Source organism: Curtobacterium sp. 320 (genome assembly GCF_031455235.1).
Classification (GTDB): Bacteria; Actinomycetota; Actinomycetes; order Actinomycetales; family Microbacteriaceae; genus Curtobacterium.
Genome location: NZ_JAVDSI010000001.1, coordinates 236273 through 262443 on the forward strand (window position 1 = coordinate 236273; position 26171 = coordinate 262443).

Annotated in this window: 22 protein-coding genes; 12 read left to right on the forward strand and 10 right to left on the reverse strand. The window is 72.6% G+C overall.

Features of this window, described 5'->3' with window-relative positions; translation table 11 throughout:
• The first annotated feature begins 154 nt into the window (after window positions 1-154).
• The 5 genes from J2X60_RS01160 to J2X60_RS01180 all read left to right on the forward strand — a co-directional run bounded on the left by J2X60_RS01160 (window position 155) and on the right by J2X60_RS01180 (window position 6319).
• The gene (locus J2X60_RS01160; RefSeq protein WP_309886254.1) at window positions 155-1900 is read left to right on the forward strand and encodes an FGGY-family carbohydrate kinase; all 1746 of its coding nucleotides are present in this window, start codon (window positions 155-157) and stop codon (window positions 1898-1900) included.
• On the forward strand, window positions 1897-2595 hold the full coding sequence (locus J2X60_RS01165) for an L-ribulose-5-phosphate 4-epimerase (RefSeq protein WP_309780199.1): 699 nt from the start codon (window positions 1897-1899) through the stop codon (window positions 2593-2595). The genes J2X60_RS01160 and J2X60_RS01165 overlap by 4 nt, the downstream gene beginning before the upstream one ends.
• The gene (gene araA / locus J2X60_RS01170) at window positions 2592-4133 is read left to right on the forward strand and encodes an L-arabinose isomerase (protein ID WP_309886255.1); all 1542 of its coding nucleotides are present in this window, start codon (window positions 2592-2594) and stop codon (window positions 4131-4133) included. The genes J2X60_RS01165 and araA overlap by 4 nt, the downstream gene beginning before the upstream one ends.
• Before the next feature lie 10 nt (window positions 4134-4143).
• Window positions 4144-5403, forward strand: a complete 1260-nt coding sequence (locus J2X60_RS01175) for a D-arabinono-1,4-lactone oxidase (protein WP_309886256.1) — start codon at window positions 4144-4146, stop codon at window positions 5401-5403.
• A 97-nt stretch (window positions 5404-5500) separates the two neighbouring features.
• The gene (locus J2X60_RS01180) at window positions 5501-6319 is read left to right on the forward strand and encodes a hypothetical protein (protein WP_309886257.1); all 819 of its coding nucleotides are present in this window, start codon (window positions 5501-5503) and stop codon (window positions 6317-6319) included.
• A 14-nt stretch (window positions 6320-6333) separates the two neighbouring features.
• Here the strand turns inward: J2X60_RS01180 and J2X60_RS01185 are convergent, their stop codons facing one another.
• A complete protein-coding gene (locus tag J2X60_RS01185) occupies window positions 6334-7287 on the reverse strand; it encodes a DUF5937 family protein (protein ID WP_309886258.1) in 954 nt (317 codons plus the stop codon).
• A 56-nt stretch (window positions 7288-7343) separates the two neighbouring features.
• On the opposite strand from J2X60_RS01185, the gene J2X60_RS01190 reads away from it, so the two are divergent.
• Window positions 7344-8684, forward strand: coding sequence for an MFS transporter (locus J2X60_RS01190; protein ID WP_309886259.1), 1341 nt, complete (start codon window positions 7344-7346; stop codon window positions 8682-8684).
• On the opposite strand, the gene J2X60_RS01195 is transcribed toward J2X60_RS01190, so the two are convergent.
• The 3 genes from J2X60_RS01195 to J2X60_RS01205 form a co-directional block, all read right to left on the reverse strand.
• Window positions 8649-10151, reverse strand: coding sequence for a glyceraldehyde-3-phosphate dehydrogenase (locus J2X60_RS01195; protein WP_309886260.1), 1503 nt, complete (start codon window positions 10149-10151; stop codon window positions 8649-8651). The two genes, J2X60_RS01190 and J2X60_RS01195, sit on opposite strands and share 36 nt — an antisense overlap.
• Window positions 10148-12058: a phosphoenolpyruvate carboxykinase (GTP) gene (locus tag J2X60_RS01200; protein ID WP_309780193.1), complete on the reverse strand. Its 1911-nt coding sequence runs from the start codon at window positions 12056-12058 to the stop codon at window positions 10148-10150. Before J2X60_RS01200 ends, J2X60_RS01195 begins: the two co-directional genes overlap by 4 nt.
• A 98-nt stretch (window positions 12059-12156) precedes the next feature.
• The gene (locus J2X60_RS01205) at window positions 12157-13599 is read right to left on the reverse strand and encodes a cation:dicarboxylate symporter family transporter (RefSeq protein WP_309886261.1); all 1443 of its coding nucleotides are present in this window, start codon (window positions 13597-13599) and stop codon (window positions 12157-12159) included.
• Between the two features lie 188 nt (window positions 13600-13787).
• On the opposite strand from J2X60_RS01205, the gene J2X60_RS01210 reads away from it, so the two are divergent.
• From J2X60_RS01210 to J2X60_RS01235, 6 genes are all read left to right on the forward strand, one after another.
• Window positions 13788-15446 carry an ATP-binding protein gene (locus J2X60_RS01210; protein ID WP_309886262.1) on the forward strand — a complete coding sequence of 553 codons (1659 nt, stop codon included), beginning with the start codon at window positions 13788-13790 and terminating at the stop codon, window positions 15444-15446.
• Window positions 15443-16123 carry a response regulator gene (locus J2X60_RS01215; protein WP_309780189.1) on the forward strand — a complete coding sequence of 227 codons (681 nt, stop codon included), beginning with the start codon at window positions 15443-15445 and terminating at the stop codon, window positions 16121-16123. Before J2X60_RS01210 ends, J2X60_RS01215 begins: the two co-directional genes overlap by 4 nt.
• Window positions 16124-16336: 213 nt before the next feature.
• Window positions 16337-18004, forward strand: coding sequence for an ABC transporter substrate-binding protein (locus J2X60_RS01220; protein ID WP_309886263.1), 1668 nt, complete (start codon window positions 16337-16339; stop codon window positions 18002-18004).
• The gene (locus tag J2X60_RS01225; RefSeq protein ID WP_309886264.1) at window positions 18001-19755 is read left to right on the forward strand and encodes an ABC transporter ATP-binding protein; all 1755 of its coding nucleotides are present in this window, start codon (window positions 18001-18003) and stop codon (window positions 19753-19755) included. The genes J2X60_RS01220 and J2X60_RS01225 overlap by 4 nt, the downstream gene beginning before the upstream one ends.
• Window positions 19752-20690 (forward strand): ABC transporter permease, encoded by a 939-nt coding sequence (locus J2X60_RS01230; RefSeq protein WP_309886265.1) that lies wholly within the window; start codon window positions 19752-19754, stop codon window positions 20688-20690. The genes J2X60_RS01225 and J2X60_RS01230 overlap by 4 nt, the downstream gene beginning before the upstream one ends.
• The gene (locus J2X60_RS01235; protein ID WP_071295586.1) at window positions 20687-21685 is read left to right on the forward strand and encodes an ABC transporter permease; all 999 of its coding nucleotides are present in this window, start codon (window positions 20687-20689) and stop codon (window positions 21683-21685) included. The genes J2X60_RS01230 and J2X60_RS01235 overlap by 4 nt, the downstream gene beginning before the upstream one ends.
• Here J2X60_RS01235 and J2X60_RS01240 read toward each other — a convergent pair.
• Genes J2X60_RS01240 through J2X60_RS01265 form a run of 6 tightly spaced genes read right to left on the reverse strand, consistent with a single transcriptional unit; the run spans window position 21682 to window position 26167 of the window.
• Window positions 21682-22218: a hypothetical protein gene (locus J2X60_RS01240; RefSeq protein ID WP_309780183.1), complete on the reverse strand. Its 537-nt coding sequence runs from the start codon at window positions 22216-22218 to the stop codon at window positions 21682-21684. The genes J2X60_RS01235 and J2X60_RS01240 overlap by 4 nt on opposite strands.
• A complete protein-coding gene (locus J2X60_RS01245) occupies window positions 22215-23543 on the reverse strand; it encodes a DUF58 domain-containing protein (protein WP_309886266.1) in 1329 nt (442 codons plus the stop codon). The genes J2X60_RS01240 and J2X60_RS01245 overlap by 4 nt, the downstream gene beginning before the upstream one ends.
• Entirely contained in the window at window positions 23540-24571 is a 1032-nt protein-coding gene (locus tag J2X60_RS01250; RefSeq protein ID WP_309780180.1) for a MoxR family ATPase, read from the reverse strand. Before J2X60_RS01250 ends, J2X60_RS01245 begins: the two co-directional genes overlap by 4 nt.
• Window positions 24568-25104 (reverse strand): hypothetical protein, encoded by a 537-nt coding sequence (locus J2X60_RS01255; RefSeq protein WP_309780179.1) that lies wholly within the window; start codon window positions 25102-25104, stop codon window positions 24568-24570. The genes J2X60_RS01250 and J2X60_RS01255 overlap by 4 nt, the downstream gene beginning before the upstream one ends.
• Window positions 25101-25889, reverse strand: a complete 789-nt coding sequence (locus tag J2X60_RS01260; protein ID WP_309886267.1) for a DUF4129 domain-containing protein — start codon at window positions 25887-25889, stop codon at window positions 25101-25103. Before J2X60_RS01260 ends, J2X60_RS01255 begins: the two co-directional genes overlap by 4 nt.
• A gap of 29 nt (window positions 25890-25918) precedes the next feature.
• Window positions 25919-26167, reverse strand: coding sequence for a hypothetical protein (locus tag J2X60_RS01265; RefSeq protein ID WP_309886268.1), 249 nt, complete (start codon window positions 26165-26167; stop codon window positions 25919-25921).
• Window positions 26168-26171 lie beyond the last annotated feature (4 nt).

Consider the following 26171-nt stretch of genomic DNA (forward strand, 5'->3'; position numbering starts at 1 on the left):
AGCTGTCCAGGTCGCACGAAGTGCCGGGCGGGGCGGCGGCAAGCGGCGGTTCGTGCGACCTGGGCGCGCGCGGGCGTGGCGGCGTTGCGGGAGTGAGCGCTCACGTGCCAGGATGTGAGCGCTCACGGAGGACGACGAGGTTCTGGAGGAACGCATGGGCGACGACCGCAGGCAGCAGGTCGTGGACGGCCGCACCACGCTCGGGATCGAGCTCGGCTCCACCCGCATCAAGGCGTGCCTCGTGGACGAGGACCTCGTCCCCATCGCCGCGGGTGCCCACGAATGGGAGAACGAGTTCGTCGACGGGCGCTGGACGTACTCCCTCGAGGCCGTCGAGACCGGACTCCGCGCCGCGTACGCCGCCCTCGTGGCCGACGTCGAGGCCCAGTACGGCGTCACCCCGACGACCTTCCGCGCCGCCGGCGTGAGCGCGATGATGCACGGTTACCTCGCGTTCGACGCCGCGGGCGAGCTGCTCGTGCCGTTCCGCACCTGGCGCAACACCTCGACCGGCCCCGCCGCCGAACGGCTCAGCGACGCCCTCGGGTTCAACATCCCGCTGCGCTGGTCCATCGCGCACCTGTACCAGGCCGTCCTCGACGACGAGCCGCACGTCGCCGGCCTCGCGAGCGTCACGACCCTCGCCGGGTACGTGCACCGACGGCTCACGGGGCGGGACGTCCTCGGCGTCGGCGATGCGAGCGGTGTCTTCCCGATCGACAGCACCCCGGCGGACAGCGGTCCGGGCGACCCCGGCACGCGCGACTACGACGGCGCGATGCTCCGGACGGCCGAGGACCTGATCGGGGTCGGGGACCTCCGGGCGCTCCTGCCCGAGGTGCTCGTCGCCGGGGACGACGCGGGAGCCCTCACCCCCGAGGGCGCCGCGTGGCTCGACCCGTCCGGCACCCTGCTCCCCGGCGTTCCCCTCTGCCCGCCCGAGGGCGACGCCGGCACGGGCATGGTCGCGACGAACGCCGTCGCACCGCGCACGGGCAACGTCAGCGTCGGCACGAGCATCTTCGCGATGGTCGTGCTGGAGCACCCGCTCGCGACCCCGCACGAGGAGCTCGACGTCGTCACCACGCCCTCCGGGGACGCCGTGGCGATGGTGCACTGCAACAACGGTGCGAGCGAGATCGCGAGCTGGGCGCGCGTGTTCGGCCGGTTCGCCGAGGCCGCGAGCGAGCGCACCGGCAGCACGGCACCGGACATGGACACCGTCTACGCGACGTTGCTGGCCGAAGCCGAGCACGCGGACCCCGACGCCGGCGGCCTGCTCTCCTTCAACTACCTCGCGGGGGAGCCCGTCACGCACGTCGAGGACGGCCGACCCCTGCTGCTCCGGACCCCGGACGCACGCTTCACGCTCGGCAACCTCGTGCGCTCCGAGGTGCACGGCGCCTTCGCCACCCTCGCGATCGGCATGGACGTCCTGCACGGCGAGGAGGTCCAGGTCGACCGGATGACGGCCCACGGCGGGCTCTTCCGGACGCCCGGCGCGCCGCAACGCCTGCTCGCAGCCGCCCTCCGCGTGCCCGTCGCGCTCGAGGAGACCGCGGGTGAGGGCGGTGCGTGGGGGATCGCGGTGCTCGCCGCCTACCTCGAGCACACCGACCAGCACCTGGCGGACTTCCTCGCCGACACGGTGTTCGCCGGCGACGCCGTGCACGTGGCCGAGCCCGAGCCGGCCGACGTCGACGGGTTCCAGACGTACCTCGAGCGCTACCGGCGGGCCCTGCCCGTCCAGGACGTCGCCGCCGCCGCGACCCGCCCCGGAGCGACTCCCGCAAGCACCGACACCAGCGCCAGCGCCGCCGCCAGCGCGACCACCCCCGGAGCCGAGCCGACGTCGGCAGGCGAGCCGCGCCTCCAGGCCGAGAAGGAGCCGACCCGATGACCACCGACACCCAGCAGGCCGTCGCCGCCACCCGCGAACGCGTCGCCCGGCTGCACGGCGAACTCGTCCGCTACGGCCTCGTGATCTGGACCGGCGGCAACGTCTCCGAGCGGGTGCCGGGCACGGACCTCTTCGTCATCAAGCCGAGCGGCGTGTCCAGCGACGACCTGACCCCCGCGAACCAGGTCGTCTGCACGCTCGACGGGGTGCCGGCCGACGGCTGGGAGAACAGCCACGGGCCGAGCTCCGACACCGCCGCGCACGCCTACGTCTACCGGAACATGCCGGAGGTCGGCGGCGTCGTGCACACCCACTCGACGTACGCGACGGCGTGGGCGGCACGGGCGGAGCCCATCCCGTGCGTCATCACCGCGATGGCGGACGAGTTCGGCGGACCGATCCCGGTCGGGCCGTTCGCGATCATCGGCGACGACTCGATCGGACACGGCATCGTCGAGACCCTCGCCGGCCACCGCTCCCGTGCCGTGCTCATGCAGAACCACGGCGTCTTCACGATCGGTCGCGACGCGAAGGACGCCGTGAAGGCCGCCGTGATGTGCGAGGACGTCGCCCGGACCGTGCACATCGCGAAGCAGGGCGGGGACGTCGTCCCGATCGCCGAAGCAGACATCGACCGACTCTTCGATCGCTACCAGAACGTCTACGGACAGACCCCCGAAGGAGCACTCCAGTGACCCACGACACAGCGACGCACGTCGTCGACCCCGCCGAGACGTTGGCGGGGTACGAGGTCTGGTTCCTCACCGGGTCCCAGGGGCTGTACGGCGAGGAGACCCTGCGCCAGGTGGAGTCGCAGAGCAAGCACGTGCACGAGACGCTGGCGCCGCACGTGCCGGTGAAGCTCGTCTGGAAGCCCGTGCTGAAGGACGCCGACGGCATCCGGCGCGCCCTCATCGAGGCCAGCGCGGACGACAGGGTCATCGGTGTGACGACGTGGATGCACACGTTCAGCCCCGCGAAGATGTGGATCGGTGGCCTGCAGGCGCTCACGAAGCCGCTGCTGCACCTGCACACCCAGGCGAACGTCACGCTGCCGTGGGCGGACATCGACTTCGACTTCATGAACCTCAACCAGGCGGCGCACGGTGACCGGGAGTTCGGGTACGCCCTGGCGCGCCTCGGCGTCCGGCACGCCACGGCCGTCGGGCACGTCTCGGACCCCCGCGTCCAGCAGCGGGTCGCGAACTGGACCCGCGCCGCCGCCGGTGCCGCGGCCGTGCGGGAGCTCAAGCTCACCCGGTTCGGCGACAACATGCGGTACGTCGCGGTCACCGAGGGCGACAAGACCGAGGCGGAGATCGAGCTCGGCGTGCAGGTGAACACCTGGGCCGTCAACGAGCTGGCCGAGGCGGTCGCCTCGGCGGAAGCCGACACGGCAGCGGTCGATGCGCTCGTCGCGACCTACCAGCAGGACTACGACGTCGACCCGTCGCTCCGTGACGGCGGTGACCGCCACCAGTCCCTCCGCGACGGCGCCGCGATCGAGATCGGGCTCCGCACCCTGCTCGCGCAGAACGGGTCCGCCGCCTTCACCACCAACTTCGAGGACCTCGGCACGCTCAAGCAGCTGCCCGGCCTCGCCGTGCAGCGACTGATGGCCGACGGGTACGGCTTCGGTGCCGAGGGCGACTGGAAGACCGCCGTCCTCGTCCGTGCGATGAACGTCGCCGGCGCCGGCCTCCCCGGTGGCGCGTCGCTCATGGAGGACTACACGTACGACCTCACGCCGGGTGCCGAGAAGATCCTCGGCGCGCACATGCTCGAGGTCTCGCCGACCCTCACCACCACGAAGCCGACGCTCGAGATCCACCCGCTCGGCATCGGCGGCAAGGACGACCCGGTGCGCCTGGTCTTCACCGCCGACGCCGGCGAGGCCGTCGTGGTCGCGCTCTCCGACACCCGCGACGGCTTCCGCCTCACGGCGAACGTCGTGGACGTCGTCCCGCCGACCGCGGCGTTGCCGAAGCTGCCCGTCGGTCGCGCCGTCTGGGAGCCGCGCCCGTCGTTCCCCGTCGCCGCCGAGGCCTGGCTCACCGCCGGCGCCGCCCACCACACCGTCATGACGTCGGCCGTCGGCCTGCAGGTGGTCGAGGACTTCGCGACCATGGTCGGCACGGAGTTCCTCGTCATCGACGAGCACACCACCGAGCGCGGGTTCCGCGACGAGCTGCGCCTCCAGCAGACGTGGCACCGTCTCGACCGGGGGTTCTAGGCTCGTGACCGTGAGCGCGACGACGCGGACGAACTGGGCGGGCAACGTCACCTACCGGGCGTCCGGCCTGGCGCGCCCGACGTCGGTCGACGAGCTGCAGCAGCTCGTCGCGTCGACGCCGCGCCTGACGGCGCTCGGGTCACGGCACTCGTTCAACACGATCGCCGACACCGACGCGCTCCAGGTGTCGCTGGCGGACCTGCCGCCGGTGCTCGACATCGACGAGGACCGCCGGGTCGTGCGCGTCGCCGCCGGCATGATCCACAGCCAGGTGGCCGCGGGCCTGGAGGCGCGGGGCTGGGCACTCGCGAACCTCGCCTCCCTGCCGCACATCTCCACCGCCGGAGCGGTCGCCACCGGCACGCACGGCTCCGGCGTGCGCAACCCGTCGCTCGCGCAGGCCGTGGTCGGCCTCGAGGTCGTCCGCGCTTCCGGAGACCTGGCGTTCGTCGATGCGTCGACGCCGGACGGTGCCCTCGACGCACACCGGGTGGCGCTCGGCGCGCTCGGCGTCGTCACCGCGGTCGAGCTCGCGATCGAGCCCACCTTCCAGGTCGCCACGACCGTGCACCTCGACCTGCCGTGGGACGCCGTCGCCGCGCACTTCGACGAGGTCGTGTCGGACGCGTACTCGGTGTCGCTGTTCACCTCGTTCGACGACCGCGGGGCCCGGCAGGTCTGGGTCAAGCACCGCGTGGGCGAACCGGCACCGGCCGTCGACCTCGTCGCGCTCGGCGCCCGTCCCGCCGACGGTCCGGTGCACCCGGGAGAGAACGACCCCGCCGGCGTCACCGAGCAGGGCGGCGTTCCGGGGCCGTGGTCCGAGCGGCTCCCGCACTTCCGGTCCTCGTTCACGCCGTCGACCGGGGCGGAGATCCAGGCGGAGTACCTGCTGCCGTCCGGTTCCGCGGTCGACGCTCTGCAGGCACTCCGACCCCTGGAGTCGCTGTTCGCGCCGATCCTCATCGCGGCCGAGGTCCGGACGATCGCCGCCGACACCGCGTGGCTCGCGCCGTCCTCGGAGCGGCAGTCGGTCGGCATCCACTTCACGTTCCGGCGGGACGTGAGCGCGGTGGCAGCCGCGGTGGAGCGGATCGAGGACGTCCTCGCGCCGTTCGACGCCCGCCCGCACTGGGGGAAGGTGTCGGCGGCGAGTGCCGAGCGGCTGCACGAGGTGTACCCGCGGCTGTCCGACTTCGCCGCGCTCGCCCGTGACCTCGACCCGACCGGGCGGTTCCGGAACGCGTTCCTCGCGCGCATCCTGACCTGACCGGGGGTCAGCGCTCCCAGGGGCTTCGGATGACATCTCCGGCCGATCCACCGGGGCGTTCCTGAGCGCTCACATGTGCGATCACAAAGGTTGGGGCATGGCGAACCTCAACCGCATCATCGGCATGGCCGGCAAGGTCATCGACAAGCAGCTCCAGAAGCGCGGGCAGGCGGGACCCGCGGCCGGCGCCGGGCAGCAGCAGGGCGGGACGGACTGGCGCGACATCGTCCGGAGCGCGGCCGACAAGCTGACCGGGGACGACCGGAACCAGCAGGCCCAGCACGGGCAGCAGCAGCCGTACGGGCAGCAGCAGCACGGCCAGCGGCAGCACGGGTCGGCCGACTCCGATCAGGTCGCGATCGCCAAGTACGACTACCTGCTGCGGACCGCGCCGCCGGAGCAGCTCGAGCAGGTCCACCACGACGCCTTCGCCCGGCTCACCCCCGCGCAGCGCCAGCAGATCCGCAACCGTCTGAACTCCGAGCTGCCGCCGCACGAGCACCTCCGCGACGACTCCGCCGGTGGGATGGCCCGCGCGATGACCCGCGGTGAGGTCGCTCGGCCCGGACTCGTCCGACGCGTCCTGGGCGGCGGCGGATCGGCGGGGCGCGGCCGCGGTGGAGCGTTCGCCGGCGGGGCAGCGGTCGGCGCCGGTGCGATGGCGCTCGGCGGTCTGGGCGCAGCGGTCGCCGGTGGCGCGGTGCTCAGCGCGGCCGCGGGGCCGGTGCTGGCCGAGGCAGCGAACCTCGGCGTCGACTTCGAGGGCATCGCCGCCGGGATCGGCGACCTCGGACTCGGGGACCTCGGCGGTGGTGTCGAGGGACTCGCGGGCGAGGGCGAGCAGCTCCTCGGTGGGCTCGGTGAGCAGGCGTCGAACCTCGGCAACGACTTCCTCGGCGGGCTGTTCGACCGCTGACCCGGTGCCGCCGGTCAGGTCCGGGTCAGGGCATCTCCCACGGCACTCCGGTAGTAGAGCACGGCCCGCCCGTACCGCGACCGGTTCAGCAGGCCGCCCCGCTCCATCACGCGCAGGTGCTGGTTGACCGCCGAGGTCGACACCCCGAACCGCAGCGCGAGGTCGGTCGACGACGCCGGTTCCCCGAGCGCGTCGAGCAGCGCCGCGCGGGTCGCCCCCAGGAGGTCCCGGACCGAACCCGCGTCCGGGTGGTCCGACGTCGACCACATCGCACCCTGTCCGCGGGCGGGGTACATCACGGTCGGCGGCAGCTCGTCGTCGATCGGGAGCGAGGCGCGGACGACGAACATCGACGGCACGAGGGTCAGTCCCTCACCGTCGATCGGTCGATCGCGGGCGACCGAGCTCGTCAGCCGCACGTCGAGGTGCGTGCCGTCGTACGTGACCGCTTCCGACAAGCCGGCGAGGACCGCGCCGATCCCCTCGTGCGACGCGATCCGCGCCCGGTGGCTGACGTCCGCCTGCAGCACCGCACGCATCCGTGCCCAGTGCGGTGCGAAGCAGAGCTCCCACGCGGTCGAGAGCGCGTGCTGGAGCCGCTCGACGACGCTCTCGTACCGGCCGGTGAACACCCGCGGGACCGTACCGTGCACGCGTTCCAGGTCGGCGAGCATCCGCGCGCGGGGGAGCCGACCGAGCGCCCGGAGCTCCTCGTCGATCGACGTCAGCGGCGATGCGGGTCGCGGGTTGACGAAGTCGGCCACCCACCGGCGCTCGTCCACGAGTCCGAGCAGGACCTCGTCGTCGAGCAGGGGACGGACGGCAGCGATCCGGTCGAGCCAGGGCTGCTGCAGCGGGTACCGCTCGGGCGCCCGGAACGCCCGGAGCCCGAGACCGAGCTCGGAGAGGGGCGAGATGCCGAAGCGGATCGCCGAGACGTCGCTCGGCTCGAGTCGGTACCGGATCATGAAGCTCCACGCTACATCCGTTGTCCCGGCCGCCGCATCGGTGCGAGAACTGGGACATGCACGGCACCACCGCACCACGCGTCCCGCTCAGCACGCTCGTCCGGGACGACCGGGCCCTCCGACGGCTGCTCGTCGTCACGTTCGTGGACACGCTCGGGCGCGGTGCGTTCTTCACGCTGACGACGCTGTACCTCACCACCATCGTCGGGATCGCCCCGGTCGTCGTCGGGCTCGGACTGACGATCGCGGGAGCCGTCGGCGTCGCGAGCTCCCTGGTGTTCGGGCACCTCGCGGACCGGTTCAGCTCGCGCCGGATGCTCGCCTGGCTGCACGTCGTGCAGGGACTCGCGCTCGTCGGGTACGTGCTCGTCCACGACCTCCCGACGCTCGTCCTGACGGCATCGGTCGTGACGCTGGCACAGCAGGGCGGCGGCTCGGTCCGCTCGGCCGCGGTCGGTCGGGCGTTCCCGGGGGAGGAGCGGGTCCGGGTCCGCGCCACGATGCGGACCGTCACGAACGTCGGCATCGGACTCGGCACCGCGGTCGCGGCGATCCCGCTGGCCGTCGGCACGGGCGAGGCGTACCGGGTGACGATGGTCGCCGCGGGCGTCCTCTTCCTGGCGTCGGCCGTCCTCGTGCTCGGCCTGCCCGCCGCGCGGGTCGACGCCGCGCCCGCCGAGCGCACCGACACGGGCACCGTCGTCGTGCGGAACCCCGAGGGCCGCAGCCCCTACCGTGACGTGCAGTTCCTGACGATCACCGTCCTCACCGGGGTCTTCGGTATCCAGTTCGGGTTGTTCGAGGTCGCGGTGCCGCTGTGGGTCGTGCAGCACACCGTGGCACCGGACGTCCTCGTGTCCCCCCTGCTCCTCGTGAACACGCTCGCGGTCGTGCTCCTGCAGGTCCGGATGAGTCGCGGGACGGACACGGTCGGAGGCGCTGCGCGGGTGATGCGGTACGCGGGGTGGCTGATGGCGCTCGCGTGCGGGCTGTGGGCAGCGGCCGGGTGGGTGCGCGGCGATGACTGGGTGCCGATCGTGTTCGCCGCCGGGATCCTCGTCGTCGCGGCGATCGCGCACTCGCTCGCCGAGATCACCTCGAGCGCCGCGGGTTGGGCGCTGAGCTTCGAGCTGGCGCCGGCCGACCGGGTCGGGGCGTACCAGGGCGTGTACGGCACCGGGTTCGCGATCGGCGCGATGGTCGCCCCGACGGTGGTCACCGTCACCGCCATCGACCTCGGCACCCCGGGGTGGGCGGTCCTCGCGGTCGTGTTCCTCAGCGCGGCGCTCGGTACCGCACACGTGGCCCGTCGCGCCGCGGTGACCGACGCCGGTGCACCCGGCCGCACCGCGCCTCCTGGATCAGCGCAGGCTGCGCAGGGCGAGCCGCTCGGCTGACGCGGGGAGGGACACCGCTCGACCGCCGGTCATCTCCTGCAGGACCCGGAACACCTGCCGGCTGTACCCGGACTCGTTGTCGTACCAGACGTAGAGCACGACGTGCTCGGACCCGTCCGCGATGGTCGCGAGGCCGTCGACCACCCCTGCCCGACGGCTGCCGAGGATGTCCGTCGAGACGATCTCCGGCGACTCGACGTAGTCGATCTGCCGTCGCAGCGGTGACGTCAGCGAGGCCTGGCGGAGCAGCTCGTTGACCTCGTCGCGGGTGGTCGGTCGGTCCAGTGTGAGGTGCAGGATCGCCAGCGAGACGTTCGGTGTCGGCACCCGGACGGCGTTGCCGGTCAACCGCCCGCGCAGCTCCGGCAGTGCCTTCTCGGCTGCCCGCGCCGCGCCGGTCGCGGTGATGACGAGGTTGAGCGGCGCCGCTCTGCCACGCCGCTCAGCCGGGTGGTAGTTGTCCACGAGGTTCTGGTCGTTCGTCGCGGAGTGGACGGTCTCGACGTGCCCGTGCCGGACGCCGTACCGATCGGACACGGCTCGGAGGACGGGGACGATCGCGTTGGTCGTGCAGGACGCCGCGCTGACGATCGGTGCGTCCGCGACCGCGTCGTGGTTGATGCCGTGCACGACGTTCGGCAGGTCCCCGCTCCCCGGCGCAGTGAGCAGCACGCGGGACGCCCCCGGGGCGCGCAGGTGCTGGGCGAGACCGTCAGCGTCCCGCCATCGACCCGTGGTGTCGACGATGATCGCGTCGTCGATGCCGTACGCGCGGTAGTCGACCTCGGACGGGGAGTCCGCGGAGAGGAACTGGATCGACGTGCCGTTCGCGAGCAGGGTGTCGTGCTCTGGGGCGACCGTGATGCTGCCGGCGAAGGGGCCGTGGATCGAGTCTCGGCGCAGCAGGCTGGCACGTTTGCGCAGGTCGTCGGGTCCGCGGCGCTTGACCACGACGGCGCGGAGCGTGAGCGGGGCGTGCTCGCCCGCGCGCTCCAGGAGGATGCGGGCCATCATCCGGCCGATCCGACCGAAGCCGTAGAGGACGACGTCGCGGGGTGCGGGGTGCGGCACCGTGTCGCTGCCTCGCGCCGCGGTGCCGCGAGCGAGGAAGAGTTCGTCCTGGAGGAAGTCACGGAGCGCGGTCCCGATGCGGTCGGCCCGGAAACGGACGGCGAGCTCGGCGAGGTCCACCGAGGCCGAACCGAGGCCGAGGGTGTCGAGCTCGACCAGGATCGCGAGGGTCTCGTGGACGCCGACCTCGGTCTCGTCGATGCGGCGGGTCGCTCGGTGCGCCTTGAGGACCGCGACCGGGGACTGCCCGACGAGTGGGTTGCCGTGGACGCTCGTCACGACGTCGTCGCGGCGGTGGAGGCGGCCGATCAGCGGGACCATCGCCTCGGCGGCGGCGAGCTGGTCCGTCCAGGCGCGTTGGAGGGCGAGGCGTTCGGCCGCGGACGTCGGGGTCACCGGAGGGCTCCGCTGGCGACGACCGCGGGGGCGGGCTCGACCGTGGGGGCGGGCTCGACCGCAGCGTCGAGCTCCGCTCGCAGCGCAGCGCGTCGGGTCGCCAAGAGGGTGTCGAACACCGCCGGCGCCCGACCGTCGAACGTCCGCAGGAACTCCTCGGTGAGGTCGCACTCCGCGAGCCACGACTCCGGGTCGACGGCGAAGAGCCCGTCCAGCTGCGACGGCTCGAGGCCGAGGCCCGCGACGTCGAGGTCACCGACGGCCGGCAGCCACCCGATCGCGGACTCCCGGCGGTCGACGCGGTCCTCGATGCGCCGGACGATCCACTCGAGCACGCGGGTGTTCTCGCCGAACCCGGGCCAGAGGAACGCGCCGTGGTCGTCGGTTCGGAACCAGTTCACCTGGAAGACCGCCGGGGCGTCTGCACCGAGCTGCGCGCCGATGTCGAGCCAGTGCGTCCAATGGTCCGCCATGTTGTAGCCGCAGAACGGCAGCATCGCGAACGGGTCGCGGCGCAGCGTGCCGATCGTGCCCTCGGCGGCGGCCGTCTGCTCCGACGAGATCGTCGCCCCCATGAAGACTCCGTCCGTCCACGTCGGGGCCTGCGCGACGAGCGGCACGTTCGAGGAGCGTCGCCCGCCGAAGAGGACCGCGTCGATGGGGACGCTCTGGTCGGCGTCGTCGGCGAGCGAGGGGCACTGGTCGAGCGCCACGGTGAACCGGCCGTTCGGGTGCGCGGCCGGCGTGCCGAGGTCCGGCGTCCAGTCCGCTCCCGTCCAGTCGACCAGGTGGGCGGGCGGGTCAGGCGTGAGTCCCTCCCACCACACGTCGCCGTCGTCCGTGAGCGCGACGTTCGTGAAGATCGTGTTCGAGCGGATCGTGTCGACGGCGACCGGGTTGGTCCTCCTGCCGGTGCCCGGGGCCACCCCGAACAGGCCCGTCTCGGGGTTGATCGCGTGCAACCGGCCGTCGGCACCGGGCCGGAGCCAGGCGATGTCGTCGCCGATCGTCTCGACCTTCCACCCGGGCAGCGTCGGCTGGAGCATCGCCAGGTTCGTCTTGCCGCAGGCCGACGGGAACGCCGCCGCGAGGTGGAACGCGCGGCCCTCGGGCGAGGTGACCCGGATCAGCAGCATGTGCTCGGCGAGCCAGCCGTCGTCGCGGCCCATCACCGACGCGATCCGGAGCGCGAAGCACTTCTTGGCGAGCAAGGCGTTCCCGCCGTAGCCGGAGCCGTACGACCACACCTCGCGGGTCTCGGGGAACTGCACGATGTACTTCGTCTCGTTGCACGGCCAGGCGACGTCGTCGTGGAGCACGCCGTCGTCGTCCCGTAGCGGGTGCCCGACGCTGTGGACCGTCGCGACCCACGGCGTGCCGGCGTCGATCGTGCGGAGCACCCGGTCACCGAGCCGGGTCATGACCGCCATGCTCAGCACGACGTAGGCGGAGTCGGTGAGCTCGACGCCGACCTGCGAGATCGGACCGTCCACCGGCCCCATCGAGAACGGCACGACGTACATCGTCCGACCGCGCATGCTCCCGGCGAACACCCCGTCGAGCTCGGCACGCATCGCGTCCGGGTCGCGCCAGAGGTTCGTCGGACCGGCGTCCTCGGCATCGGCGGAGCAGGTGAACGTCCGTCCCTCGACCCGCGCGACGTCGTCGGGGTCGGACCGGGCGAGGAAGCTACCGGGGCGCCGTTCGGGATCGAGCGGGATGAGCTTGCCCTCGGCGACGAGCATCGCGGTCAGGCGGTCCCGTTCACCGGGCGAGCCGTCGCACCACTCGATGCGGTCCGGCTCCGTGAGCGCCGCGACGCGGGCGACCCAGGACTCGAGCGCGACGCGGGGGGATCCGGGGACGACGTTGGGGGAGCCCGGCGTCCGGGTGGGGTTGGTGATCATCGGCGATCTCCTCGTGGGGATGGGAAGGGAAGTGGGGGCGGGGTGTGGTCGACCTGGACCCCGCCGTGCGCAAGTTCGTCGGCGTCCAGGTCGGTCCGTCATCGGCGTTCGGCGCGGGCCGCTCGGTCCTCGTCGGCTCCGACGATCGTGCGGACGGCCTCGGTGGAGATCCGTTCGTCCCCGGTGCCCGCGGTCGTGACGGGGGCGGCGCCGTGGTCGTCCGCCGACATCGTGCGCTCGTCGAACGGCGCGGCCCCGGAGAGGACCCGCTCGACCTGGTCCTTGTCGACCTCACGGGTCCAGGTGCCGACGAGCAGGGTCGCCACGGCGTTGCCGGTGAAGTTCGTCAGGGCACGTGCCTCGGACATGAACCGGTCGATGCCGACGATCAGGCCGACGCCGTTGACGAGGTCCGGACGGTGCGCCTGCAGTCCACCGGCGAGCGTGGCCAGGCCGGCGCCGGTGACTCCCGCGGCGCCCTTCGACGCGATGATCATGAAGACCAGGAGCGAGATCTGCTCCGGGATGTCGAGCGGGGTGCCGAGTGCGTTCGCGATGAACAACGAGGACATCGTCAGGTAGATGGCGGTGCCGTCGAGGTTGAACGAGTACCCGGTCGGGACCGTCACGCCGACGACGGGCTTGGAGACGCCGAGGTGCTCCATCTTCGCGATCAGGCGGGGCAGGCTGACCTCGCTGGACGACGTCGACACGATGAGCAGGTACTCCCGGCCGAGGTACTTCATGACGCGGAAGATGTTGATGCCGGTGACGATCCGCAGCAGGGTGCCGAGCACCCCGACGATGAACACCGCGCACGTGATGTAGAAGGCGACCATGAGCGTGCCGAGGGCGACGAGCGCCGAGACGCCGGTCGCGCCGACCACCGCGGCGATCGCGCCGAAGGCACCGACCGGGGCGACCCACATGATCATCGCGAGCACCCGGAACACGAGCGCCTGGATGTGCCGGATGCCGGTGAGGACGGGGGTGCCCTTCGACCCCATCGCCTGCAGGGCGAAGCCGACGAGCAGGGCGACGAACAGGGTCTGCAGGATGCTGCCGCTGGTGAGCGAGGACACGAGTGTCGCCGGGATGATGCTGAGCAGGAACCCGCTCGTGGAGGAGGCGTCCTCCGTGGCCGACGTCGACGCAGGCGGCTCGTAGGTGGCGTTCGACAGGTCCAGGTGGTCGCCGGGGTGGATGAGGTTGCCGACGACCAGGCCGATCGCGAGCGCGAACGTGGACATCGCGATGAAGTAGCCGAGCGCCAGGCCCCCGACCTTGCCGACCGTCGCCGCCTTCGCGATCGAGCCGACGCCGAGGACGATCGTGCAGAAGATGACCGGCGCGATCATCATCCGGATCAGGGCGATGAACCCGTCGCCGATCGGCTTCAGCCCGACGGCGAAGTCGGGCGCGGTGAGCCCGACGACGACGCCGGCGAGGACGGCCACGACGACGGCGATGTAGAGCCAGTGGGAGCGGTCGATGCCGCGGCGCCGCGACGTGCGGGGCTGGGACGTGCGCAGTGAGGCCATGAGACTTCCTTGTCGTCAGGACCGGGGCACCATCGCTCCGGTCGGCTCGTGCTGGGGAGCACGGCCCCACACTCGTGCACGTCGGGACGATCGGGGGATTTGCGTTCATAGCGTTCACGGCGCCGCAGCGGGATCCCGTCCCGTGCGTCAGAATGGTGCTCCCGCAACGACGCGAGGAGGGTCGAGCAGTGGCACCGAGACGATGGAGCATCGCACGGCGGCTCTTCGCGCTGCAGCTGCTGTTCGTCGTCGTCGGCGTCGCGGTCGGCGGGCTCTGGAGCTGGCGGTCCGCCCGGGCCGACCTCGAGTCCAGCGCGGCGGAGAAGTCCACCGCGGTCGCGGTGTCCGTGGCCCGCAACCCGTTCGTCGTCGACCAGGTGACCGGTCCGGATCCGTCGCGCGAGCTCGAACCGTACGCGCTCGACCTGATGCGCCGGACGCACACCGACTTCATCACGATCATGGCTCCGGACCGCACCCGGTTCACGCACCCCGACCCGTCGGAGATCGGCCGACCGTTCCTCGGCACGACCGCTCCTGCCCTCGCGGGCGGGACCTTCACCGAGACCTCGTCCGGCACGCTCGGCCCGTCCGTCCGAGCGGTGACGCCGATCACCGACGACGACGGGCGGGTCGTCGGGCTCGTCGCCGCGGGCGTGACGGTCGCGAACATCACGGACGCGCTCGTCCCACGACTCGTGGGCGTCATCGGGCTGGCCGCCGTGGTCGTGGCGGTGTCGGCGCTCTTCACGTGGCTGCTCAGCCGCTACCTCGACCGGGTCACGGCGGGACGCGGACCCGAGGAGCTCGCCCGCGTGTTCGCGTCGTACTCCGGGGTGCTGCACTCCGTGCACGAGGGTCTCGTCGTGGTGGACCGTTCCGGGAGGATCGTGCTGCACAACGACCGTGCCGCCGAACTCCTGCACCTGCCGGCACCCAACGACCACCAGGAGCCGATCCCCGTCGACGCGCTCGACGTGCGGGACGGGCTGCGCGCGCTGCTGCGGTCGGGTGACCGTGCCGTCGACGAGGTCCACGAGACCGCCGACCGGGTCCTGATCGTCAACCAGGAGCTGGCGTTCGCGCGGACGTCGACGAAGCCGCTCGGCACGGTCACGACGATCCGGGACCAGACCGAGCTGCTGCACCTGTCCGGGGAGCTCGCGGCGACCCGGACCCTCACCGACGCGCTCCGGTCGCAGACGCACGAGTTCGCGAACCGCATGCATGCCGTGGTCGCGCTGATGGAGCTCGGCCGGGTGGACGAGGCGATCCGGTTCGCGTCGGACGAGATCGAGCGGTCAGCGGACCCGACCGCGGCGGCTGTCGTGGACGCCCACACTGCGGACTCCGACCCGTCGGGTTCCCCGCGCGAGGTCGTCGTCGCCCTGCTGCGTGGCAAGCAGGCACAGGCACGCGAGCGCGGCGTCGACATCGTCGTCGACACCGGGCGCCTCGCCGACCGGGTGCCGGTGGACCAACGGGACGTCGTCACCGTGCTCGGGAACCTCGTCGACAACGCCATCGACGCGGTCTCCGAGACGTGCGGCCCCGGCGGTGCCGACGAGCAGGACACCGTCCGGCGACCGCTCGTCCGGGTGACCGTCGAGACCACCGACGGCACGACCCGCGTGGTCGTCGCGGACAACGGGTCCGGGATCCTGGACGTCGAGTCCGCGTACCGGCGCGGGTGGTCGACGAAGGCGGCCGGCCCGGAGGGACGTGGCTTCGGGCTGGACCTGGTGCGGTCGACGGTCGCTCGCCTCGGCGGTTCGGTCGCCGTCGACACCGGCTCCGGCGGCAGTACCTTCACGATCGAGCTCGCGCCGCGGGGAGCCCGGGTGTGACCGATCCGATCCGCGTCCTCGTCGTCGAGGACGAGCCCCTCACCGCCGAGGCGCACGCCGCGTACGTCGGTCGGCTGGACGGGTTCGTCGTCGTGGCGACGGCAGCCGACGGACGCGAGGCGCTCGCCGCCGTGGCAGCACACGCACCGGACCTCGTGCTGCTCGACTTCAACCTGCCCGACGCCCACGGTCTGCAGCTGGTCCGTGCCCTCCGCGCAGCCGGGTCGGCGGTGGACGTGATCGCGGTCACGGCAGCGCACGACGCCCGAGGCGTCCGGAACGCCATCGCGCTCGGGGTCGTGCAGTACCTCGTCAAGCCCTTCAGCTACCGGACCTTCGCCGAACGGCTCACCACGTACCGTGCGTTCCGCCTCGGGTTCGACGACCGCCGCACCCTGACCCAGGCCGACATCGACGAGCGCCTCGGCTCACTGCGACCGGCGGGACAGCCGGAGCTCGCGAAGGGCATTGCCCGCGAGACGCTGCAGGCCGTCCGCGAGGTGCTGGTGCAGGCCGGCGGCGGGGTCTCCGCCACCGAGGTCGCGTCGACCACGGGCACGTCGAGGGTCACGGCGCGTCGGTACCTGGAGCACCTCGTCGATGCGGGTCAGGCGGACAAGGACGTCCGGCACAGCGGTCCGGGGCGGCCGGAGTACGAGTACCGCTGGACCCGGTGACGCCCCGAGACGTCAGGGCGGACGCATCGGGAATGCCGTGGTGCCCGGCCGGAGTTGGACCGTTACGCCGTGCGACGTCCAGCGCACGCGAGATTCGGACGGGTACTCCTCCGGATGTCAGGATGGACGACGCCCGGTGACCCGACCCGGGACACCCCAGGCGACCACTCCGCGGCCGTCGAGCACAACCTTCCCCACGAGGAGCACCCCGTCATGAGACGCCCCACGCGCCTGACCATCACCGCTGCGGTCGCCGCAGCTGCAGCCCTGGTCCTCACCGGCTGCTCGGGCGGGGGCGCCTCGGACGACGCCTCGGGCGGAACGTCCAAGGGCGGCACGCTCAGCATCCTGACGACGGCCACCGCGGTGCACCTCGACCCGGCGACCAGCCAGAACCTCAACATCACGACGCTCGGCCTCGTGCTGCGTCGCCTCACCGCGTGGGACGTCGAGCCCGGCAAGACGGCCAAGGTCGTCCCGGACCTCGCGACGACCACCGGCGACTCGAGCGACGGCGGCAAGACCTGGACGTACCACCTCAAGAAGGGGCTGAAGTTCCAGGACGGTACCGAGATCACCACGAAGGACATCAAGTGGGGCATCGAGCGCTCGTTCGCGCCGACGCTCACCGGTGGCCTGAGCTACCACAAGTCGCTCCTCGTCGGCGGTGACAGCTACAAGGGTCCGTTCGACGGCAAGACCCTCGACAGCATCGAGACCCCGGACGACTCGACGATCGTCTTCAAGCTCAACGCGGCGTACGGCGACTGGCCGTGGATCGTGTCGATGCCCGCGTTCGCCCCGGTCCCCGAGGGCGACGGCACCAACACCGGTGCGTACGACGCCAAGCCGGTCGCCTCCGGCCCCTACGAGGTGCAGTCGAACACGCAGGGCTCGCAGATCACCCTCGTCCGGAACGAGGAGTGGAGCGCGAAGACCGACGACGTCCGCACCGCCGGCCCGTCGAAGGTCGTGTTCAAGGAGAGCCAGGACCCGTCGACCGTCACCCAGACGCTCATCGCCGACAACGGTGACGCGAAGGACTCGTTCGGCGCGACGTACCTCGGTGCTGCGGAGCTGAACCAGGTCCGCTCGAACCCGGCCGCCCAGGACCGCCTCGCCACCTCGAAGGCCGGCCCGATCAACTACCTCGCGATCAACACGCAGAAGGGCTCGCTCAAGGAGCTCAAGGTCCGGCAGGCGCTGCAGTACGCCGTCGACAAGAAGTCGTACCGGATCGCCGCCGGTGGTGCCCTCGCCGGCTCCTACGCGACGACGCTCATCACGCCCGGCATCGCGGGGCGTCAGCAGTACGACCTGTACGAGCCCGGTGCCACCGGTGACGTGGCCAAGGCGAAGAAGCTCCTGCAGGAAGCGGGTGTCTCGGACCTCAAGCTGACCCTGGTCACGCAGAACGACTCGGCGAACCTGGCCGAGGCGCAGGCGATCCAGGCCGGCCTCAAGCGCGCGGGCATCACCGTGACGCTCAAGCCGCTCGACATCGACTCGTTCTACACGGCGACGACGGACGGCGACGACTTCGACCTCACGATGTTCAGCTGGCAGCCGGACTTCCCGAGCGCGAACGCCAACATCCAGCCGCTGTACGACTCGTCGCAGATCGGTGGGGGCGGCTACAACGTCTCGAAGTACAGCAACCCCGAGGTCGACGCCCTGATCAAGCAGGCGACGGGCACCATCGACCAGCAGGATGCGCAGAAGCTCTGGGCCGAGGCGGACAAGAAGATCATGGCCGACGCCCCGATCGTCCCGCTCACCTACGCGAAGCAGTCCTTCCTCGCCGGTTCGAACGTGCAGAACTTCCAGATCGCGGACTTCCCGGCGTACCCGAACTACCTCAAGGTCTCGCTCGCCAAGTGAGTGCACCGCTGCTCGAGGTCGAGGGGCTCCGCGTCGCGTTCGGCGACGCGGAGCCCGTCGTCCGTGACGTCTCCTTCACCCTGACGCCCGGCCGCGTGCTCGCCCTCGTCGGCGAGTCCGGGTCGGGCAAGTCCGTCAGCGCGATGAGCGTGCTCGGCCTGCTCCCGCCGGAGGCCCGCGTCACCGGCAGCATCCGCTTCCGCGGCACCGAGCTCGTCGGGGCGTCGGACGACGAGCTCCGAGCGGTCCGCGGTGCCGGCGTCGGCGTCGTGTTCCAGGAGCCGATGAACTCCTTCACCCCCGTGCTCTCGATCGGCACCCAGATCGCCGAGGCGATCACGGCCCACCCGACGGACCTCGACCGACGCGGTGTGTCCGCGCGGACCGACGAACTCCTCCGCGCGGCCGGGCTCCCGGACCCGCAGCGGATCCGGAAGGCCTACCCGCACGAGCTCTCCGGCGGCCAGCTCCAGCGCGCCATGATCGCGATGGCCCTCGCCGGTGACCCGGTCGCCCTCATCGCCGACGAGCCGACCACCGCGCTCGACGTCACGGTGCAGGCGGGCATCCTCGACCTGCTCCGCACGCTCGGTCGCGAGCGCGACCTCGCCGTGCTGCTCATCACGCACGACATGGGCGTGGTGGCGGACGTCGCCGACGAGGTGCTCGTGATGCGGCGCGGCGACCCGGTAGAGCACGGGACCGTGGCCGAGGTGTTCGCGCACCCGGACGCCGAGTACACGCGGGCACTCCTCGCGGCGGTACCGGCCCTGGAGGCGCGACCCACCTCCGCACCGCACGCTGCGGACACCCCTGTGGCCGAGACTCGGCCCAGCGGACGAGATGCGGACACGGACGCCGCGGAACTGTCCGCGGGGGTGAGTCTCGGGTCCCGCGACGCGAGCCGCGTGCGGGAGCCGAGCCGCGCCTCCCGGCCCCTCGTCGCGCAGCTGCGCGACGTCGCCGTGCGCTACGCGCGCCGCGGTGACCCGACCGTGTCCGGCATCGACCTGGCGCTCCGCGCGGGCGAGACGCTCGGACTCGTGGGGGAGTCGGGGTCCGGCAAGTCCACCATCGGACGTGCGCTCGCCGGTCTCGTGCCGGTCGTCGCGGGGTCCGTCGAGGTGGACGGCAGCGACCTCCGCACCGCTCGTGGTGCACGCCTGCGCGAGCTCCGCAGCCGGGTGGGCATCGTCTTCCAGGACCCCGCGTCCTCGCTCAACCCGCGACAGACCATCGGGTGGAGCATCGCCGAGCCGCTCCTCGTGCACGGCACGGCCTCGACAGCGGACCGTGCCGAACGGGTCCGCGAGCTGCTCGTGGCGGTCCAGCTCGACCCGTCGTGGGCCGAGCGCTTCCCGCACCAGCTCTCCGGCGGGCAGCGGCAGCGCGTGGCGGTCGCCCGGGCCCTCGCGCTCCGGCCCGCGCTCGTGATCGCCGACGAACCGACCTCGGCGCTGGACGTCACCGTGCAGGCCGCCGTGCTCGACCTCCTCGCCGCGTTGCAGCAGGACTTCGGCTTCGGCATGCTCCTCATCAGCCACGACCTCGCCGTGGTGCGGCAGCTCGCCGACGAGGTGGTCGTGCTGCACGACGGCCGCGTGGTCGAGCGCGGCACGACCGACGCCGTGCTGGACGATCCGCAGCAGGACTACACGCGCATGCTCCTCGCGGCAGCGCCCGTCGCCGACCCGGCGCGACAGGCCGCCCGCCGCGAGGCCTGGCGCGCGTGGGAAGGGGTGGCCTCGTGACCGCCAACGTCGTCGACCGTCCGGTCGCGGCAGCCGCGAACCGGAGCACCGGCTTCCGCGCCGTCGTCCGCCGCGTGCGTCAGGACCGCTGGGCGGTCGCGTCCGCGGTCGTCATCGTGGTGTTCGTCGTCGTCGCGCTCGCGGCGCCGCTCATCGCCGCCGTCACCGGCCAGGACCCGTACGGGTACCACATCGACGCGCTCAACTCGTTCGGCGCCCCGCGCGGGGCCGGCGGCGGGATCAGCGCCGAGCACTGGTTCGGGGTCGAGCCCCTGACCGGGCGCGACCTGTTCGCGATCGTCACCTACGGTGCCCGCACCTCGCTCGGCATCGGGATCGCCGCGACGATCGTCTCGATCGTCATCGGCGTGCTCGTCGGCGTGACGACCGGGTTCTTCGGCGGCTGGTACGACCGCGTCCTCTCCCGCGTCGTCGACGTCATCTTCGGCTTCCCGTCGCTCGTCTTCATGATCGCCCTGACCGCGATCGTCCCGACGTCGTTCCCGAAGCCCGTGCTCGTCGTCCTCGTCATCGGGTTCTTCGGGTGGCCCTCGGTCGCCCGTGTCGTGCGCGGGCAGACGCTGTCGCTCGTCACCCGGAACTACGTCGTCGCCTCCACCGCGATGGGTGCCGGGCGCTGGCACGTCATCCGGACGCAGCTGCTGCCGAACCTCGCCGCGACGATCACCGTCTACGCGACGATCTCGATCCCGTCGATGATCGGCGCCGAGGCCGCGCTGTCGTTCCTCGCCGTCGGCGTCACCCCGCCGACACCGTCGTGGGGTCGCAGCATCGGCGACGCGATCGGCTGGGTGCAGACCGACCCGATGTACCTCGTGTTCCCGGGCCTGGCGCTGTTCCTCATCACCCTGGCGTTCAACGTGCTCGGCGACGCCCTGCGCGACGCCCTCGACCCGCGGAGGAGCAACCGGTGACCACCTTCCGCTTCATCGCGATCCGCGTGCTCGGCGCAGCGGTCGTCCTGCTCGTCGTGGCCGCGATCACCTACGCCCTGTTCATGCTGCTGCCGACGAACCCGGCGCGCGCGATCTGCGACAAGCCCTGCACGCCCGACCGGCTGCGCGAGGTGCAGGCGTTCCTCGGGACGGACAAGCCGTGGATCGCCCAGTTCGGGGCGTACCTCGCGGGCATCTTCACCGGGCGGACGTTCGGGTCCGGCGCCTCCGTCATCCACTGCGCGGCGCCCTGCTTCGGCTACTCGTTCCAGCTCCACGACAGCGTCACGAACCTCATCCTCACGCGCCTGCCCGTCACCGCGTCGATCGCGGTCGGCGCAGCCGTGCTCTGGCTCGTCGCCGGGGTGGCCGGTGGCGCGCTGTCGGCGCTGCGCCGAGGCACGTACGTCGACCGGACGGTCATGACGATCGCCGTCGCCGGGGTGTCCGCGCCGTCCTACCTCGTCGGGCTGCTGGCGATCCTGCTGTTCGGGTTCGTGCTCGGCGTCCTGCCCACCAGCGGCTACGTCGCGTTCGGGGACGATCCAGTCGGGTGGTTCACGCACCTCGTCCTGCCGTGGTGCGTGCTCGCCTTCATCAGTGCGGCGATCTACGCCCGACTGACCCGGGGCGAGATGCTCGAGTCGATGTCGCAGGACTTCGTCCGGACCGCCCGCGCGAAGGGCCTCCGCGAACGCCAGGTCGTCGTGCGCCACGGGCTGCGGACGGCGATCCTCCCGGTCGTGACGCTGTTCGGGCTCGACCTCGGGTCGCTGCTCGGCGGTGCCGTCATCACCGAGAAGGTGTTCTCGATGCAGGGGCTCGGTGCGCTGCTCATCGACGCGGTGCACACGCTCGACCTCCAGGTCGTCGTGGGGTTCACGCTGTTCTCGGCGCTGCTCATCGTCACGGCGAACGTGATCGTCGACGTCGTGTACGCGTTCGTCGACCCGCGGGTGCGCCGCCGGGCCTAGCGCTCCGCGTCGTCTCCGGCGCGCAGCAGCGTCGGCACGAACAGGCCGATCGCGAGCGCCAGGAGCGCGGCCGTCCCGGCGATCGCCAGCCACACGCCGCCGACCGGGCCGGAGCCACCGAGGAGGGCGACGACCACGAACGCGACCGCCTGGCTTCCGACCTGCACGGCGACGAACCGCAGTGCCGACGGCAGGAGTGCGCGGAGCTGCACCCTGGCGGTGCGCGGCGTCCATGCCCAGAGCAGGCTCGTGGCGAGGACGAGGTGCGTCGTCAGGAGGAGGACCGGGAGGTCCGTCCCGCCGATCCCGGCCAGGGCGAGCTGTCCCACGAGCAGCGCCGCGAACGGGCCGCGGGGCAGGACCGCTGCGGCCGCCGCGAGGACGACCGCGACGACGAGCCAGCCGCTCGCCCCGATCACGACGACCGACCCGACGACACCCGCGACCAGGCCGAGCGCACCGATCGTCCACGCCGGGACCGCCGGACCGATCGACGGTGCTCCGCTGCGCTCTGCGCGCGACCCGGCGGTCATCCGGTCCGCCGAGCGCGGCTGAGCAGACGGAGTTGCACGTCAGGGGCGTCCTCGTCACCGGTGCGCCAGTGGATCAGCTCGACGCCGGTTGCCGTCATCTCCGAGAGCCGGTCGGATCGTTCGAGGGCGATGAGCCGGGACGCAGCGCGTTCGTGACGGGTCGCTCGCCGGACGTCGGGCGACGGGAGCACGTCGACGGCCACGACCCGGTGGCCGGTCGCGGCCCAGGTCACCGCCATCGTCGACGCCTGGTCGTCGAGGAACGTCGACAGGACCACCACGAGGGACGCCGCCGGTACGAGCGGCATGCGTGCCGTGGTCGTCGCGTCTTGGCGCGGCGTCGCCGCGGCGATCGTCGTGCGGAGCCGCTCGAGGTGCCGGGTCCCGCCGCCGGGTTCGACCGACCGCGCGGTGCCGGCGAGGTCTCGGAAGCCGACCCGGTCTCCGGCGCTGATGTACGCGGTGGCGAGGGAGACGGCGGCTTCGCGTGCGAGGTCGAGCGACGTCGCCTGCTGTCTGCCGTGCCGGGCGCCGCTCCACTCCGTGACGTCGGCGCCGAGGTCGTCCCGGCTGTCGAGGACGAGCACGACGAGGGCGTCCGCCGTGGCGAAGGTCCGGCGCACGTAGAGCTCTCCCGGGCGCTCGGCTCGCCGTGCGGTGCGCCGCCAGTCGATGCGCCTGAGCCGGTCGCCCGGGGCGAAGAGCGCGACGTCGCGGAACTCGCCGCCGTCACCGGGGCGGGCGGAGTCGTGCGGACCGGTGATGCCCGTCACCCGGCTCGGCATCGGCAGGTGCTGCACGCGCAGGTGCGGTGGCGGGACGACGGCGGACCGCACCGGGCCCGCCGCCGGCACGGAGACGGCGGTGCCGCCCCGACCGAGGAGCGACAGGTGCGTCCGCAGGATCTCCTGGGGGCCGGAGTGCGTGACCGGGACGGTACCGGTGAGCCGCCTCGCGCGGCGAGGGTCGACCACGACGACGTGCCGTCGGTCGCCGGCGACGCGGAACTCGACGGCGACGGCCTCCGCGGCGGACGGCAGGTCGACCTCCGTCCGGTACGCCACGCCCTCGCCGGAGTCGGACGGCACGAGCGTGGTCGTGGTGCGGACGGGCGTCGTGTCGAGTCGGGGGCGGACGCCGAAGGCGGCGGTCACGAGTGCCGGCAGTGCCACGACCGCGAGCTCGGGACGACCGGTGAGGAGAGCGAGCCCTGCGAGCAGCACGCCGACGGCGAGCCCCGAGACCAGCGCCGGGTTCCGGACCCAGAGCGGCGCGGTCCCTGACCCGGAGGCGGGTCGGACCGACGGCTCGTCGGGAACGCTCACCGTGCCTCCAGGCCGGACACTGGCCGCCCGCCGGACGCTCCCGACCCGACCACCGGCGGCCCCGGCACCTGCGCGACGATGCCCCGCACGATCACCGCGGGGTCCACGCCGTTCGCCCACGCCTGCGGCGTCAGCGAGATCCGGTGCGCGAGCACCGCGACGGCCGCGGTCTTGACGTCCTCCGGGGTGACGAAGTCGCGCCCGTCCATGACGGCTCGCGCACGGCCGACGAGCATGAGCGCCTGTGCGCCGCGCGGCGACGACCCGACCTGCACGTCGCGGTGGGTGCGCGTCGCGGCCGCGAGGTCGACGCAGTACAGCGCGATGTCCTCGTCGACGTGCACCCCCTCGACCGTCGCCTGCATGCGCAGCACGTCGGTCGCGTCGACCACGGCGGAGACCGTCGCGACCTCCTGCCGCCGGCCGATCCGGTTGAGGAGCACCTGCTGTTCCCCCTCGCGCGTCGGGTACCCGACCGAGAGGCGCACCATGAAGCGGTCGAGCTGGGCCTCCGGGAGGGCGTACGTGCCCTCGTACTCGATCGGGTTCGACGTCGCGATGACGTGGAACGGCCGGGGGAGCGGGAAGCCCTCGCCCTCGACCGTGACCTGTCCCTCGGCCATCGCCTCGAGGAGCGCCGACTGGGTCTTCGGCGACGTCCGGTTGATCTCGTCGGCGAGGAACATCCCGGTGAAGACGGGGCCCGGGCGGAAGACGAAGTCCGCGGTCGCCGGGGCGTAGACGAACGATCCGGTGATGTCGGCGGGCAGGAGGTCCGGGGTGCACTGCAGACGGCGGAAGTCGAGACCACACGCGGCCGCGAGGCTCCGCGCCGCGAGCGTCTTGCCGAGGCCGGGGACGTCCTCGAACAGGACGTGGCCGCCCGCGAGGATGCTCGCGAACGCCAGCTCGAGCGGCTCCCGCATCCCGACGACGACCGCGCTGACCGTGTCGAGGACGTCGCGGGCGCGCGCGGCGACGTCGGCGATGGGCAGGGACGGTGCGCTCGGTGTCTGGGGGTCGGTCACGGGTGCCTCTCGATCGTGGTGTGGTCGGTGGTGCGCTGCTCGGTGGCACGCCCGGTGCCGTGTTGCTCGGGCGCGGGTCCCAGCGTCTCGAGCGCGGTGAGGACGTTCCCGAACGCGACGAGGTCGATCTCGGACCGCCGCTCGCCCACGAGGACGGCGACCACTCCCGACGGCAGGACGGCATCGATCGCCGTCCGGTCGCGCGGGTCGTCGAGGTCGAGTCGGTGGCGCGTCCACAGGCGGTGTCGGGCCACCGCACGCGCTCGGGCGAGCGTCCGTTCCGGCACGCCGCCCCGGGCACGCAGCGCCCACGCCGTCTCGGACAGGTCGCGTCGGGCACCGGGTTCGGACCGGACGGGAGGCACGGGCCAGGTCAACGGGACGTCCTCACGGACCGCGCTCCACGTCAGACCCACCGCGGCGACGACGCCGCCCACGGCGAGCGACTGCACGACGCCGACGCCGAAGAACCACGTCATCGCCGCAGCCACGACGGCGAGCACGAGCACCCCAGCGGTGCGGCGGCGTGTCACGGGCGGCCCGTCGCCGTGTCGGCGTCCGCCGGGGTCGTGGCCGACGTGTCCGCCCGGGTGTCGGCCGGTGCCTCGGCCCACTGGCCGTCGAGCGTTCGCAGCGCGGCACGGACGTCGGCGACGTCGGCATCGGTCGCCGGGGTCCCGCCGAAACGCACCGCGAGGTAGCAGCGACGAAGGGTGCCGAGGGCGGTCTCGTCGACGTCGAGCCGTCGCAGGATCCGCGTCGTGAACTCGGTCGGCGTCTCCGCGGCCTCCCGACGGAACCCGGCGTCCTCTGCCGACTCCTGCAGGCCGAGCCACGCCGCGGTGACGGCGTCGGACGGGTCGCGGGGTCCGGACAGCACCTCGAGGGCACGACCGATCCCGCGACGCAGGTGCTGGCGTCCGACCTCGGTCGAGGGATCGGCGGGCACCTCGACCGCGAGGCCGGCCACCTCGATCGCACCCGGGCGCGTGCGACGGCGTCGCTTCCTCACGAGGTGCAGGACCACGAGCACGAGGAGGGCGGTGCCGATCACCCCCAGGACGACGAGGACCCACGATGTGTCGACGTGCTGGGCTGCCGGAGCTCCGAGCGTCCGCGGCTCGTCGGTGGTGGGCGGTGAGACGGTCGGCTCGACGACCGGTGCGCGGGCCGGGGCGACCGCGGGGGACCAGCGGGCGCCGGTCAGGACGGGGCGCGCTCCGAGTCCGGCGGCGATGACGACCAGCGCGCCGAGGGTGAAGGCAGCGACGGGGACGAACGGGAAGCCGCCGCGGTGCGGACCGTCGTCGTTCGCCATGCCGTCACGCTACCCCGGGTCGAGCGGGCTCAGCCGTCGACCGGCTCGGCGGACCGTGCAGCCCGGACGACCTGCCAGACCGCGAGGGCGACGACGGCGGCCCCAGCTGCCCCGGCGATCCACGATCCGGCGACCCCGAGCACGGGTTCGGTCTCGCAGGAGCTCGTGCCCTGGCCGGGCGCGGCATCGGAGCAGCTGGTCACCTGGACCATGACCAACCACAGCACCGTCACGACCACGATGACGGCGACCGTGCTCCACCCCACCACTCGCTCCACGATC

Coding starts and splice junctions, on each gene's coding strand:
- J2X60_RS01160 (WP_309886254.1), top strand. CDS start 155: ATGGGCGACGACCGCAGGCAGCAGGTCGTGGACGGCCGCACCACGCTC.
- J2X60_RS01165 (WP_309780199.1), top strand. CDS start 1,897: ATGACCACCGACACCCAGCAGGCCGTCGCCGCCACCCGCGAACGCGTC.
- J2X60_RS01180 (WP_309886257.1), top strand. CDS start 5,501: ATGGCGAACCTCAACCGCATCATCGGCATGGCCGGCAAGGTCATCGAC.
- J2X60_RS01185 (WP_309886258.1), bottom strand. CDS start 7,287: ATGATCCGGTACCGACTCGAGCCGAGCGACGTCTCGGCGATCCGCTTC.
- J2X60_RS01190 (WP_309886259.1), top strand. CDS start 7,344: ATGCACGGCACCACCGCACCACGCGTCCCGCTCAGCACGCTCGTCCGG.
- J2X60_RS01200 (WP_309780193.1), bottom strand. CDS start 12,058: ATGATCACCAACCCCACCCGGACGCCGGGCTCCCCCAACGTCGTCCCC.
- J2X60_RS01205 (WP_309886261.1), bottom strand. CDS start 13,599: ATGGCCTCACTGCGCACGTCCCAGCCCCGCACGTCGCGGCGCCGCGGC.
- J2X60_RS01220 (WP_309886263.1), top strand. CDS start 16,337: ATGAGACGCCCCACGCGCCTGACCATCACCGCTGCGGTCGCCGCAGCT.
- J2X60_RS01240 (WP_309780183.1), bottom strand. CDS start 22,218: ATGACCGCCGGGTCGCGCGCAGAGCGCAGCGGAGCACCGTCGATCGGT.
- J2X60_RS01260 (WP_309886267.1), bottom strand. CDS start 25,889: ATGGCGAACGACGACGGTCCGCACCGCGGCGGCTTCCCGTTCGTCCCC.